This window comes from Ferrimicrobium acidiphilum DSM 19497 (assembly GCF_000949255.1).
GTDB classification, from domain to species: domain Bacteria; phylum Actinomycetota; class Acidimicrobiia; order Acidimicrobiales; family Acidimicrobiaceae; genus Ferrimicrobium; species Ferrimicrobium acidiphilum.
This window is the reverse complement of record NZ_JXUW01000049.1, coordinates 1-13,168: the sequence shown is the minus strand read 5'-3', so window position 1 is coordinate 13,168 and position 13,168 is coordinate 1. Positions and strand designations below refer to the sequence as shown.

The window sequence follows — 13,168 nt, the reverse complement described above, 5'->3', positions numbered from 1 at the left end:
AGTCGTTTGACGCAGGGGAACCCCTGGCACCATCGGACGTATGGGTTGGGTGCGATCAAGGGCCTGTACTTGGGTCTTCTCATCAACACAGAGGACGATGGCCGCCTCTGGAGGGTTCAAGTAGATCCCAGCAACGTCTCTGACCTTTTCGGTGAACTCTGGATCATTCGACACCGTGAAGCTCTCAACCATGTGAGGCTTTAGGCCAAAGGTTCGCCATATCCTCCCCACCGTGGAGGGAGAGACGCCAGCCACGGCTGCCATGGTGTTGGTGGACCAATGGGTTGATGAATCCGGTGGCTCGGTCATCGTAGTGAGTCTGATGATCTCGGTGATCTTGTCATCCCCATGGGTCCTTGGGGTCCCAGGTCGTGGTGTATCGGCGAGTGTCCCTACCCCATAGAGGGCGAATCTCTTGATCCACTTTTGCACCGTGAAGGTAGAGATATCCAGTTCATCGGCGATATCGCAAAGCCTGACGTGTTCGTTGGCCAAGAGGGCGATCTTTGCTCGCGTCACCTGAGCTGCTGGTGCATTACGTTTGGCGATAAAGGAAGTGAGGAACTCTTTATCCTCATCGCTCAGGGTGACGACATACGTTGGTTTGCGTCCAGTACGCTTCTTGGTCCCTTCGGAATCTCTCGCTGCCTGTGTTGCTCTCGATATCTGCTTGGCCATTGTCATTGCCTCTTCCTCCAAAAGAGTAGATGTACAATGGGGTCAACGGAGACAAAATATTGAAAATTCCTGAATTAGAGCAAATTTATGGCTAGGGACACTAGCTCTCGAACTACGCAAACTGCACTTGCTTTATGCTACTGTTGATTGCATGAAAGCCAATTGGAGAGGTTTTAGCGGAGTTCTGGTGATGAGTGCGGCCTTGCTTGCCGCCTGTGGATCTAATGCCGACTCATCGACTGCATCCCACGGGCAGGCGAACGTTGCTTATGCGGGTTCATTGCAGTTGCTCAATGAACATACGGTTGGACCAGCTTTCGCGAAAGCCACCGGCTATGGCTACAGCGGTCGGGGGGCGGGATCCTTCGGATTGTCCAAGGAGATTAGTTCCGGCGAGATTAGTCCGAACGTCTTCGAGAGTATTGGAGCTGCCCCGATCACCCAGCTCGAGCCATCGAGGACGAGCTGGTATGTCTCGTTTGCTGCCTCTCCTATCGTCGTTGTCTACAACCCCCACACCTCCTATGCACCCACCCTGAAGCTGATCAGCCAAGGAAAGTTGCCTCTGTCACGACTTTTCAAACTGTTTGCCTCCAAGGGCTTCCTACTCGGGCGCACCAACCCAAATACCGACCCTCAGGGCCAGGCCTTTTACGAGATGGTGGAGCTTGGTGTGCGTAGACTGCATCTGCCCAAGGGCCTGGTTCAGCAAGATCTTGGGCCGGTCGATAACCCTGCACAAGTATTCTCTGAGACATCGCTCGAGGCACGCTTGGAGGCTGGTCAACTCGATGCGGCTAGTGCCTTCGAATCCCAGGCTATTCAACTTCATCTGCCCTACATCTCTCTACCCGCAAGCATCAATTTCGGCAGTTCAAGCCTCGCGAAGGACTATGCCACTGCGAGCTTGACCCTAAGTGGTGGATCGGTCGTTCACGGTGTGCCTTTGCTGGTGGATGCGACGGTCTTGGGTCATAATGCAACTAGCGCGGCCGATGCATTCGTCCGTTATCAACTGCAGACTGCGGGTAGACGAGCCTTTGTCCATGCTGGTTACAACGTCTTTAGACCTATCTTTGTAGGTACTCGAGTACCTCGATCGCTCAGGAATACGCGATGAGTTGCGGCCACTGATGCGGAGATCGGTTCTGTCGTGGTTGTCGATCGTCGCAACCATAGCGATCTGGTTGATACTGATTGGCCCGTTAATCACCTTGTTTTTCAAGCTCTCGCCGTCGGAGATAGTGAATGCACTGAGCCAGCCAGGCGCGTGGTCGCCTCTTGGCATCTCGGTGGCGTCTGCAGCCATTGCGTTAGCCTTCATTGTCTTTGGCGGGACTCCGTTGGCGTATGCACTGGCGAGGTCTCATCGACGAGGTCTCCGTTGGCTGGAAGCGGGCATGTTGTTGATGCTGCTTATGCCACCATTGGTGATTGGACTCCTCCTAGTCTTCATGCTTGGACCGTTGACGCCGTTGGGAGAGCTGTTGTCGAGGGTTCATCTGTCTGCGACCAATACCTTCTTTGCGCTCATCGTCTGCGAGGTATATGAGGCGGTGCCCTACTATGTGCTCGGAGCACAGTCGACCTTTGCCGGGCTCGACCAGGCGATGCTCGACCAGGCGTCTTTGCTCGGCAATACACCGTGCGAGCGTTTCTTTCGCATCTCGCTTCCGCTCTCGCTTCCTCAGCTCAGCTCCAGCCTTGCGATCGCTTGGGCTAGGGCGATCGGCGCCTTCGGGGCGGTCGTGATCGTTGCCTATCATCCCTATGGGTTGCCAATGCAGGTTTGGACGACACTCAACGAGGTTGGACTCAGTCGGGCGCTACCGTATGCACTGGTGCTCCTGGTGGTGTCACTTCCGCTGCCCTTGCTCGCTTATACCTGGAGTCGCTTTGCTCAGCGCTGACTTTCTTATCGATCGAAGAGATGGAGGTGTCGAACTCTCCTTTTGTGTGCCACCAGGACGTAGATTAGGGATCTTCGGACCGTCGGGTGCTGGCAAGACGACAGCACTCGACGTTGTTGCAGGCCTCGCCATTCCTCGGTATGGACATGTATCATTGGCTGGACGGCCGCTGACCAATGTGGCTAAGGGTCGGACTATCTTCGTACCCCCCAACGAGCGCCAGATCGGACTGATCGGCCAACGGCCAACGCTCTTTCCGCATCTCAGTGTGCGCGAAAACCTACTTTACGGCAAGGGGATCAAGTCTTTCGATCTGCTCGTACCGATGATCGAACGACTTGAGTTGATGGATCTACTCACATCTCAGCCACGTCAACTCTCCGGAGGTGAGGTACAGCGCGTCTCGATAGCACGGACTCTAGCAAGAGAGAATCAGGCTTTACTCCTCGATGAGCCCTTTCAGGGCCTAGATGATCGTCTGCGTGCCGAACTAATCCTGCTCCTCGATGAACTCCTTAGCTCTCTTCAGATTCCTGTCGTGATAGTAGCCCACGAGTTGGAGCTGGTCTCTCACTTCGCTGATGACATCATCGTGGTTGAGAATGGCAGAGCTCTGGGTTTTGGTGAGGTGCCCACGCTGCTAAAGGAACCACCGTCGGTGAGGCTGGCGAGCATTCTCGGCTTTACGCATTTTGTTCCTATCGACAGCCTCCGTCGCATTGGAATCCATCCGGCTCGGATGCTCGCAGGGGCAGAACCCACACGAGGGTATGTATTTCCAGTTTCGATTCTGTCGACAAGGGACGTCGGAGGCGCTGTCCTATATCGGCTTCAACTTGCTGATCAGCAGTTGGTGGTGAGTTTTGCTGATGACCGCCTGTCGCATGGTGGCGACCCAAAAGTCACGGTTTTAGATCCACCGGTCTTTGGGAAAGATGACGAGTGCCAGGGGAGTTGGCTGGGGATGGCGTCGACCGTTGAAGGAGAGGTGGATGAAGGGCGATAGGGTGCGGTTGGCTCGAATTGGACTTGGGTTCTCGCAACAACAACTGGCCACACAGGTAGGCGTATCGCGACAGGCGATTGCTGCGATCGAAGCAGGAACGTCTGACCCCTCGCTCAGAGTCGCTATCGCGCTGGCGAGAGCGCTCTCTGTAGCGGTGGAAGAGCTGTTCTCACCAACCATCGAATATCCGGAGGTGGGAGCTACCTCTATTGCACCGCAGCTAACTGCGTCTCGCGCCGACTTCGCATGCGTAGACGGTCGCCCGGTTGCGTTGCCGCTAGCTGGTGATCACAGCATCACCGTCGGCTTTAGTGCCGCCGGTGCTGTGGTTAGCTCCGTTTTCGGCGAAAATATCACTCTGACCCAGAACCGAGAGACGGCTCCGGCTCTCATCATCGCTGGCTGTGATCCCGCACTTGCGTTGCTGCCTAGTATCTTTGCACACGTCGACCCAAGAATAGCTTGCCTATGGTGGCCGGCATCTAATAGCGAGGCGCTTTCGCTGTTGCGCAACGGTCTAGTCCACGTGGCAGGTTTTCACGTTGCCGATGGAATGTCATACCCGCATGTTGATGCACAGTTGTTTTTCTTTGCGCGATGGAGGGAGGGCATTGCCTACCGATCAAAGATTCCTACGCCAGCGCTGCTAGAGCAAGGGCTGCGTCTTGCGAATCGACAGCCAGGATCGGAGGCACGCCATATGGTTGACCAGTTTCTTGGTGAACTTGGCGTGGCCGACGAGGCGGTGGCGGGTTACGATTCGTCGCTTAGTGCACATGCTCTTGTCGGTAGCGCATTGGCGTCCGGCTTAGCCGATTTTGGCGTCACGATTGAGCCGGTGGCTCTTGAATTTGGTCTGCAGTTCCAAAGCTATGCCTCTGAAGAGTTTCTACTTGCCGTCCCGGAAGTATTTGTGGCAACCCCAGAGGTCAGGGCGCTTTTCCGGGCGCTCACCAGCCAAGAGCTACGTTCGCAACTGTCTGCGATTAGAGGCTATCTTCAGGTTGAACGAAGTGGAGAGCCGGTTACCTAGGAGCCAAGGAGAGGGCGAAGAGCTGATGAACCGCTGTGTAGGTGAGTAGTTGCTCGGGCTTTGCTTGTGAAGACAGGGACGTTATGATGGAGGTATGGAAGAGGCTATAGCGCCAGATCAAAATTGTCCTGTTAGTCAGCAGCTATCGTCGTCGCGTTATGACACCTTCGCTCGAAAGCTTCTTCGGGTTCCCGAGGCTCGGCCTACCGTGCGACGCGAGGAGGCGGCGGAGCGACTCTTCAGTCTAGCTATGGTGATATCGGGTCTTCGCTGTACCCTCAGCTACGTGATCGTACCGTTTTTGCTACCCGCTCTTGGTCTTGGCGCCCTGGCGGGATTGGGGCCCGAGATTGGCATTCCAATTGGTGTAGCCGCTCTGTTCTTTGACGTCAAAGGAATTCGTCGTTTCTGGGTGGCCAACCACAAGTGGCGCTGGCAGATGAGCGCAATCTATGTGGCAGTGATTGCTCTCGTTCTCTACCTCGTGATTGCAGATATCGTCCAACTTCTTTGAGGCTGACCGTCGAGTCTTTTCGCTTCTGGAGATCCGCCCGCTCTGGTGGCACCGATTCGGTTGGCGTGATGATCCGCGCGGCTGTCGGGTAGTGTCGGGATCTCGCCAACCCAGAGCGCGAGTGTGGCTTATCAGTCGTCGCAGATGTCAGTGCAAACTATATGAGAAGGGTCGCTCGACCAACCTGAATACGATGCTGGGTATAGCTTAGCCTCGCGGCCATAGGCGCGCAGGGCCAGAATTAGAGTACAGGCAGTAACTCCGGATCCGCAGTAGGCGACTAACTCGCGTTCATCATCACAGATGTTGCTAATTTCGGCGCGTGAACTGTCGACAGAGGACCCCTCAATGGTGTCAAGTACTCGTTGCCAAGGAAGAGACCTTGCCCCTGGGATGTGTCCTCCTACTCTATCTATCAGCTCTTCGTCTCCGAGGTAACGTTCTTGGGATCTCGCGTCGAGGAGAAGGAATCTGGAGCTCTGGTTTTCGATCTCGTCAGTGTTTACCACTCGATTCTCTGGCCACTCGTTGATGGAGAGAGTCCAGGGAGCCTTCGGCGTTGCATGACAGGGAGTCAGGCAGATATCAGCTTCTGGAAGACTTTGTACGCCCCCTAGCAACACGTATGCCTCTATGCCTAGCACATCGAGCATCCACCAGATCCTCGCCGCGATCGAGCCACGAGCATCGTCCATTATCAGGACTTGGCTGGTTGGGCCAACCCCGAGTTCAGCAATTGATCGGACAAATGTCGCTGGTGGCGGGAGCGGGTGACGCCCTGCTGTTGGTGGTGCTGGTTCGGTCGCTACAGTATCGAGATCGACAAAAACTGCGCCTGAGTAGTGCCCCTGGAGGTAGCTTGCGTAGCCATCGCGACCATCGAGATACCAGCGTACGTCGAGTATTACAGGATCGATCAACGTTGGTATCTGATCAGGTTCTATCAGAGGTCCGGCATTCATGAGATCACCTTACTCACTTCCATTCAACAATTGGGAGGAGATGGCATCACGGATGGCTGTTCGGCGATTAACTAAGGACGAGGATGGTTACGCCAATGCAGACGATGACGGCGGCGAGTAACCTTCTCCTCCCAAGTTCCTCATTTAGGAAGTAACCGCCGATGAGAGCGGCGACGATCACGCTCGTCTCGCGTAGGGCCGATACTACACCAAGGGGAGCACGCTGTTGTGCCCAGAGTACCGCGGCATATGCGAGATACGATAGTGCGCCTGCAGTCACAGCCAACGGAAGCTGCGTCGTGATAAGAGGCCGTTGTCGGCGGATTCGCATCCAACCGATTCCGATTCCTAGTACGCCTCCTTCGAGAAGGAAAAGGAGACCTGCATAGGCAAATGAGGAGTGGGCGTGTCTCACGCCGATGCCATCAACCAAGCTGTAGCCGCCGATCGCGAGTCCGGTGGCGAGCGACAACCAGAGAGCTTTAGTCGCATGAAACTCGGCGATCGAGGCGAGCGCGGCTGCGATAACGATGATCCCGGTGACCTCGATCGCGTTCAGCTGCTCGCCGGCAAAGAGAAACGCTCCAATGGCCACCAGGATTGGAGCGATTCCTCGAGCCAACGGATAGACCTGGGAGAGATCACCAAAACGATAGGAGTTCAACAGGAAGATGTTGTAGGCGATGTGAATGATGAACGATACCAGCAGAAACGGTAGCGCGGAGCGGTTTGGGAGTCCGATGGCGATAATGAAGCATGCACCTATGACGGCTACCGTCAGGTTGATCCACACGAATGCGAAGCTCGGGTCATCGAGGTACTTTGCGATGGCGTTCCAGCTGGCGTGTGTGACCGAGGCCAATAGGACTATGGCGAGGACCCAGATCGTGATCGTTATAGCCCTCCTTGCCCACCGTTGGTTGCTTTGGTTGACCGAAGTTTGGTTAACAGAAGCTGAATTGGAGTTTAATGGAAGGTAACTTTTCTCGAGCGACAGTGTTGGGTGTAGTGACATCCTCCCCGACCTTACGGACGGGGCTTCCCAAGCTGCTTACGCAGCTTTAGGAGTGGTGGTGCGCTTCGCTGGGTCGCTGTGTTGTGTCTTGGTAGACACAATGTGCGATTGTCCTCCACGCTCTTGGACCACAAGCCCTGCGGCAATGATATTCTTGGCCGCATTCACGTCTGCGTTATCCGTATAGCCACACGATAGACAGTGGAAGAGAGCTTGACTATCGCGATTCTTCTTGTCCGTGTAACCACACTCAGAACAATGCAGGCTCGTGTATGCGGGATTGATAGCGATGATTTCTACTGGTGTTACAGCATTGGTAGCCTTGTCAGTAAGCCGTTGGCAGAACAAGCCCCAGCCCTGTTCGAGAATTGACCTGTTAAGTCCAGACTTTGCCTTAACGTTCTTCCCAGGCTTGTCTTTGGTTCCTTTGGCTGACTTGGTCATGTTTGTGATCTTGAGATCCTCTAGTGAGATCAAGTCATAGTCGCGCACCAGATCGGTTGTGGTCCACTCGATCCAGTCTTTACGTCGGTCTACTTCTTTGGCTGCGAGCTTAGCTATGGCTAGTTTGGTGGCCTTATAGCGGTTGGAGCCCTTGACTTGTCTGGCGAGCCTCCTCTGTAAGCGTCTCTTGCGTTGATGCTCTCCTTTGGTGAGAAGTTCTGGCATATCGAGAAACTCACCGTTAGACGTAGCCACCGTAATCGCGATGCCCATGTCAATACCAATGACGAACCCTGTTGACTTGCGCTCAATCTGTGGAGCTAGACGTGTGAAGCTAACAAACCATCTACCAGAACGATCTAGGGTGACTCTGGCAGACGATGCTGTTTCGATGTCACTCCATTCACGAGTGACGCGAAATTTGACCCACCCGCACTTGGGAACGAATACCTGACCCCATTTACGGTTAATGCGTCTAACAGACAGATCTCGTACAGCAAAGCCTTCATTGATGCCAGCCTTGCGCCAAGTCGGTCGTCCAAAGTGGTCTGGTCTATTCCACCAGTTCTGAAACGCTTGGTTTAGGTCTCGAAGAGCTTGCTGCTGGACTGCGGCAGAACCTTCCTTGAGCCAGCTTTCCTTGCGAGCTTCGGAGAGTTCGTGAGCTTGGGTGTTGTAGGTGATCTTTTGTGATCGTTCGCGTCTCCGCAAATTGCGCTGTTCGAGAGCGATATTCCAGACATAGCGAATGACGCGCAAGAACAGGTAGTTCCTGTTCTCCTGGGTATAGGCGCTCACGAATGCTCATGCTCGTAGTATTGGCCGAGGGTCTGACAGTTTTGACTTTGGAATGTAATCGAGGTCGCTCTACCCAGCCCTTACAGACGGGGCTTGCGCTCCGGTTTGGTCAATGCACGACGTATAAGTGCATGTGCAACTATAATATGGTGATGCTAGACAACATGCCAGTCCTATACCTCAGCCACGGAGCCCCTCCCTTGCTAGATGATCCACTCTGGATTAGCGAGTTGAAGGCGTGGCGCAAGCGACTGCCGACGCCACAGGCTATTTTGATGATCTCGGCACACTGGGAGTCGAACCCGATCAGCTTGAGCGCCTCTCGACAGGTGCCGTTGGTCTACGATTTTTGGGGATTCGAGGACCGGTTCTATCAACTTGAATACGCAGCCCCTGGATCACCAGTTCTCGGTGCGTCGGTCGAACAGCTTCTAGCTGAGGCTCATATGTCGGTAGACCACGATGAGACGCGTGGTTTGGATCACGGCGCTTGGGTCCCGCTGATGGTGATGTTCCCTGAGGCGACAGTGCCGGTGATGCAGCTCTCGTTGCCGACACTCAATCCGACACAACTATTTGACCTTGGTAAGGCACTTGCTCCGTTGCGCGACGAAGGAGTCCTAATCATCGGTAGTGGGTTTTTCACACACAACCTCCGTGGAATGCGTTGGGATGCTGGGCCGAACGCGGAACCTCCTTCATGGTCCCGCGAGTTTGATGAATGGGGGGCTCAGGTGCTCGCTGCCGGCGAGATCGATCAGCTACTGAACTTTCAACGAAGTGCCCCTGCAGCCGGGATCGCCCATCCTCGTACTGAGCACTTTGCTCCTCTCTTTGTCACGCTTGGGGCGGGTGGTAGTGACCAGGTAGTCAATGAGGTGGACGGGTTTTGGTTTGGGCTCGCGAAGCGCTCAATTTCGGTAGCTGGCTGAGCGAAAAACTAGAAGAGAGTGGGAATAAAACTCGCGGGTGAAGTAGTTGCAGGATGCAAGCAACTAACGGGTATGCTGTGGTTGCAAATGGATGACCTCCACTGGTCCTTGGGCCTCGATGGAGGTTGACGATGATCTAGTAGATGCATGACGTTGTTTGCCAGGACGACGATTCGCGTGTTGGTGTGGATGCTACGAGTCGAACTGGTGAATGATCACGAAGGAGACATAGATGGCGACAACTGTTGAGGGGAAACCCTCGTTTCGACAGCGTAGTGCTGCGATGAGAGAGCATCCGAGATATAAATGGTTGGTTCTCTCAAATACCACCCTCGGGGTGCTCATGGTGATGATCGACTCCTCGATCGCCCTGATCTCGTTGCCCGAGATCTTCAATGGGATACACCTTGATCCCTTAGCCCCAGGGAATACCTCATACTTCCTCTGGGTATTGATGGGCTACCTGGTTGTTACGGCGGTGATGGTGGTCAACTTCGGCCGCCTGGGTGATATGTTCGGCCGTTCTCGCATGTACAACATGGGCTTTGCAATCTTCACGTTCTTCTCGATCATGCTCTCCATCACCTGGATGCACGGGAGTGCAGGTGCATTGTGGCTGATCGCGATGCGTATCTTCCAGGGACTGGGTGGAGCGCTGTTGTTTGCGAACTCTGCGGCGTTGTTGACCGACGTATTCCCCGCGAACCAGCGTGGACTTGCACTTGGAATCAATAACGTGACGGCTATCGCCGGGTCGTTTATTGGCCTAATCCTAGGTGGGGTCTTGGCGCCGATCTCATGGCGGTTGATCTTCTTGGTCTCGGTACCCGTGGGCATCGCTGGTACGATCTGGGCCTACATGGTGCTCCATGATACCGGCATTCGTATAAGGGCTAAGATCGATTGGTTTGGAAACTTCCTATTTGCGGCGGGGCTCATCTCGGTGCTAGTAGGTATCACCTACGGAATCCAGCCCTATGGCAACTCCGCTATGGGATGGTCGAATCCTGGTGTGATCGCAGCGATTGTTGGTGGCCTCGCCACCTTGGGGGTTTTCATATGGCTTGAACTCCGTTTAGACGAACCGATGATCAACGTTCGCCTGTTCAAAATCAGAGCCTTCACCGCAGGAAACCTGGCGAGCCTCTTGGCGTCTCTGGGGCGCGGCGGCATGATGTTCATCCTGATCATCTGGCTCCAGGGGATCTGGCTTCCAACGCATGGATTTAGCTACTCTGAGACCCCGTTATGGGCTGGTATATATCTAGTGCCGTTGACAATAGGGTTCCTAGTGGCTGGCCCTCTATCCGGGTACTTCTCAGACCGTTTCGGTGCACGCCCCTTCGCGACCGGCGGCATGATCATCGCGGCGGCATCCTTCATAGGTCTAATCTTCTTGCCCGTTGATTTCTCGTATGTCGATTTCGCCGCCCTTTTGGCGATTAACGGCTTGGCAATGGGGTTGTTCGCGTCGCCGAACCGCGCCGGGATTATGAACAGCTTGCCGGCGAGCCAGCGTGGCGTAGGTTCTGGCATGAGCGCAACCTTTATGAACTCGGCGATGGTGTTGTCGATCGGTGTCTTCTTCAGCCTCATGATCTTTGGATTGAGAGCACACCTTTCGAGTGCACTCTTGTCTGGTCTAACCAGACAACACGTCCCTGTGGCCGTGGCCAAACAGGTTGCTGCACTTCCTCCAGTGAGCACGCTATTTGCGGCATTCTTAGGTTACAACCCGATGTCGAAGTTGCTTGGAGCTAAGGTCCTGGGTGCGCTCCCGGCGGCGAATGCTCACTATCTCATTGGTCGAGCTTTCTTCCCGAGCCTGATCTCACCGGCCTTTGGTCATGGACTTTCGGAGGCCTTCACTTTTGCGGCCATTGCCTGTCTAATCGCTGCTGGAGCATCCTGGTTGCGTGGTGGCAAGTACAACGCCACCGACGCTGAGGAGGCCATGGAGCATCTCCATGCCGAGCACGCGATGGAGCACCTCCACGCAGAGCAGACAGCTCATGCTGGAGTTGATCGCAAGGTTGTTGAACCAATAGCCGGTGCTGATGACTCGGTGAATCCAGCAGAGGTCGAATCTACGCTAACCGATTGAGTTTCATCTGATTCAGGAGTTGCCCAAGAGCCCTCTCAAAGAGGGCTCTTGGTGTATTTTGGGGTAGATGCCGAGGCTGTGTCGACGATCACCAAGAGATCGTCACCCGATGACGGATGCAGCTGTCGATTCACGCGGGGTCGTACCGGCGTGGGGCATGTTTGTTGGCTAGAATTTGTGTCATGAAAACTCCGCAAGAGTCGCCTGCGATAGCACTGCGTCAGATAACCAAGGCTTTTGGTGCAGTAGCAGCGGTCAAAGGTGTCGACCTATCGATCAACCCCGGTGAGACCGTCGCACTGCTCGGTCCCAACGGGGCCGGCAAAACCACAACTCTTGACATCGCGCTTGGACTCATCCATCCCGATCAAGGAGAGGTTGAACTCTTTGGTATGCCTCCTGCGAGGGCTATTGGGAATGGTCTTATCGGCGGCATGTTGCAGACGGGCACGCCGCTCAACTACTTGCGAGTACGCGAACTCATCGAGTTGATGGCGTCGTTCTATCCCAATCCAGCCTCAGTGGACGAGGCGTTAAAGAGAACCGGATGTGATCAGTTTCAACGACAGCTCACCACCGGACTCTCAGGTGGACAGGCACAGAGAGTTCGGTTTGCAGCTGCCCTCGTTGGCGATCCAGAGCTTCTTGTCCTTGACGAGCCGACGGCGGCGATAGATGTCGAGGGAAGGAGAGAGTTCTGGCGAGCCATGCGTGAACTCGTCGAGGATCGAAAGACGGTAGTGTTTGCAACTCATTATCTAGAGGAGGCTGATGCTTACGCGGATCGAGTGGTGCTCATGGCCAATGGTCGGATCGTCGCCGACGGAACTCCCGGTCAGATCAAGGCCAGAGTAGGATCTAGAACCATCCGGGCGACGCTTCCAGACGTTGAGCTATCCGACCTCCTTGGGTTTGATGGTGTCGTCAACGTCGAACGTCATGGCCCCAGCATCATTCTGACCTGCTCTGACTCCGATCGGACACTATATCAACTCCTAGAGTAACCATTCAGGTCCCTCAACCACTTAGCAGCTGGTGATGGTACCATGATGGCAATGAGCAAGACGAAGAGGCCAGAGGCTAGCGGCACGGTTATGCTTCGGTGTGCTCACCACGCCCTGATGCTGCCTCCACCCGAAGAGGCGTTGGCTGAGTCACCGACCTGGCTGCGCGGGAGAGGACCCGTCTATTTCGCAGACGGTCCGGTCACTTTGGTCATGGCGCTCGAGGAGGAGGCATCGACCTCGCACCCTTCGATGATCGAAGCCCACGCTGAGGTGCTGCTTATCTGGGCCAAACTGGCCAATGATTTGCTGGGGACCACCCCTCTCGAGGCACCCGAGCGCAAAAGGATGGGTTTAACGTCCTCGTCTTTTGTACGGAGCTCGCATCCGCGCTACATTCTGAACGCTTCGGGCCGAAGATCTCATTCGATCGACGCAATAGGGCCCTCGAAGTGGTCGCCCAGGCCACCTTGCAGATCGGGGCATGCCTAGTTGCCACGGTGCGCGACTATCAGGCATCGCTCTCGTAGACGTTCACGGACCGGGAAGCGTCGGCATCCAACAGTGTCCCCCAAAGGAGCTGGGTTAGGACCGTCCGTTGCGTTGTGGCCCTGCTTTCTGCGCAGTGGAGAGGCTAAGAGCGTACTCGAACCCAAGCTTGAGTCCCCTTCCTCGGATCCGCCAACCCACCTGAGATCTTGTTCTGTAACTTGGCATACGAACGTCACCGCCTNCTCAGTTATTGTCGAAGTCCACTGCGAAGTTGGT

13 protein-coding genes are annotated in these 13,168 nt (G+C 55.1%); 9 read left to right on the top strand and 4 right to left on the bottom strand.

Annotation, left to right across the window (positions count from 1 at the left end):
- Positions 1–684 (bottom strand): IS630 family transposase (locus FEAC_RS13925; RefSeq protein ID WP_152623282.1); only part of this gene is annotated, 684 nt, incomplete at its 3' end.
- A gap of 184 nt (positions 685–868) precedes the next feature.
- Between FEAC_RS13925 and FEAC_RS13920 the strand changes: the two genes are divergently transcribed.
- The 5 genes from FEAC_RS13920 (at position 869) to FEAC_RS13900 (ending at position 5,141) form a co-directional block, all read left to right on the top strand.
- Positions 869–1,798 (top strand): extracellular solute-binding protein, encoded by a 930-nt coding sequence (locus FEAC_RS13920; RefSeq protein WP_160290425.1) that lies wholly within the window; start codon positions 869–871, stop codon positions 1,796–1,798.
- Between the two features lie 13 nt (positions 1,799–1,811).
- Entirely contained in the window at positions 1,812–2,588 is a 777-nt protein-coding gene (locus FEAC_RS13915) for an ABC transporter permease subunit (protein ID WP_052566571.1), read from the top strand.
- Positions 2,575–3,594: an ATP-binding cassette domain-containing protein gene (locus FEAC_RS13910; protein WP_052566570.1), complete on the top strand. Its 1,020-nt coding sequence runs from the start codon at positions 2,575–2,577 to the stop codon at positions 3,592–3,594. The genes FEAC_RS13915 and FEAC_RS13910 overlap by 14 nt, the downstream gene beginning before the upstream one ends.
- Positions 3,581–4,627 carry a substrate-binding domain-containing protein gene (locus FEAC_RS13905; RefSeq protein ID WP_052566569.1) on the top strand — a complete coding sequence of 349 codons (1,047 nt, stop codon included), beginning with the start codon at positions 3,581–3,583 and terminating at the stop codon, positions 4,625–4,627. Before FEAC_RS13910 ends, FEAC_RS13905 begins: the two co-directional genes overlap by 14 nt.
- A gap of 94 nt (positions 4,628–4,721) precedes the next feature.
- Complete coding sequence (locus tag FEAC_RS13900; protein WP_035392090.1) at positions 4,722–5,141, top strand: hypothetical protein; 420 nt, start codon at positions 4,722–4,724, stop codon at positions 5,139–5,141.
- Positions 5,142–5,272: 131 nt separating this feature from the next.
- Here the strand turns inward: FEAC_RS13900 and FEAC_RS13895 are convergent, their stop codons facing one another.
- The 3 genes from FEAC_RS13895 to FEAC_RS13885 all read right to left on the bottom strand — a co-directional run bounded on the left by FEAC_RS13895 (position 5,273) and on the right by FEAC_RS13885 (position 8,360).
- On the bottom strand, positions 5,273–6,103 hold the full coding sequence (locus FEAC_RS13895; RefSeq protein WP_035392093.1) for a sulfurtransferase: 831 nt from the start codon (positions 6,101–6,103) through the stop codon (positions 5,273–5,275).
- 67 nt (positions 6,104–6,170) lie between these two features.
- A complete protein-coding gene (locus tag FEAC_RS13890) occupies positions 6,171–7,118 on the bottom strand; it encodes a DMT family transporter (protein ID WP_052566568.1) in 948 nt (315 codons plus the stop codon).
- Positions 7,119–7,154: 36 nt separating this feature from the next.
- Positions 7,155–8,360, bottom strand: a complete 1,206-nt coding sequence (locus FEAC_RS13885; RefSeq protein ID WP_052566567.1) for an RNA-guided endonuclease InsQ/TnpB family protein — start codon at positions 8,358–8,360, stop codon at positions 7,155–7,157.
- 152 nt (positions 8,361–8,512) lie between these two features.
- Between FEAC_RS13885 and FEAC_RS13880 the strand changes: the two genes are divergently transcribed.
- The 4 genes from FEAC_RS13880 (at position 8,513) to FEAC_RS13865 (ending at position 12,892) form a co-directional block, all read left to right on the top strand.
- Positions 8,513–9,292 carry a dioxygenase family protein gene (locus FEAC_RS13880; RefSeq protein WP_035392252.1) on the top strand — a complete coding sequence of 260 codons (780 nt, stop codon included), beginning with the start codon at positions 8,513–8,515 and terminating at the stop codon, positions 9,290–9,292.
- A gap of 232 nt (positions 9,293–9,524) precedes the next feature.
- Positions 9,525–11,396 carry an MFS transporter gene (locus FEAC_RS13875; RefSeq protein ID WP_081901309.1) on the top strand — a complete coding sequence of 624 codons (1,872 nt, stop codon included), beginning with the start codon at positions 9,525–9,527 and terminating at the stop codon, positions 11,394–11,396.
- Positions 11,397–11,578: 182 nt separating this feature from the next.
- Complete coding sequence (locus FEAC_RS13870; protein ID WP_081901308.1) at positions 11,579–12,400, top strand: ABC transporter ATP-binding protein; 822 nt, start codon at positions 11,579–11,581, stop codon at positions 12,398–12,400.
- Between the two features lie 51 nt (positions 12,401–12,451).
- Positions 12,452–12,892, top strand: coding sequence for a hypothetical protein (locus tag FEAC_RS13865; protein WP_152623280.1), 441 nt, complete (start codon positions 12,452–12,454; stop codon positions 12,890–12,892).
- The last annotated feature ends 276 nt before the right edge of the window (positions 12,893–13,168 follow it).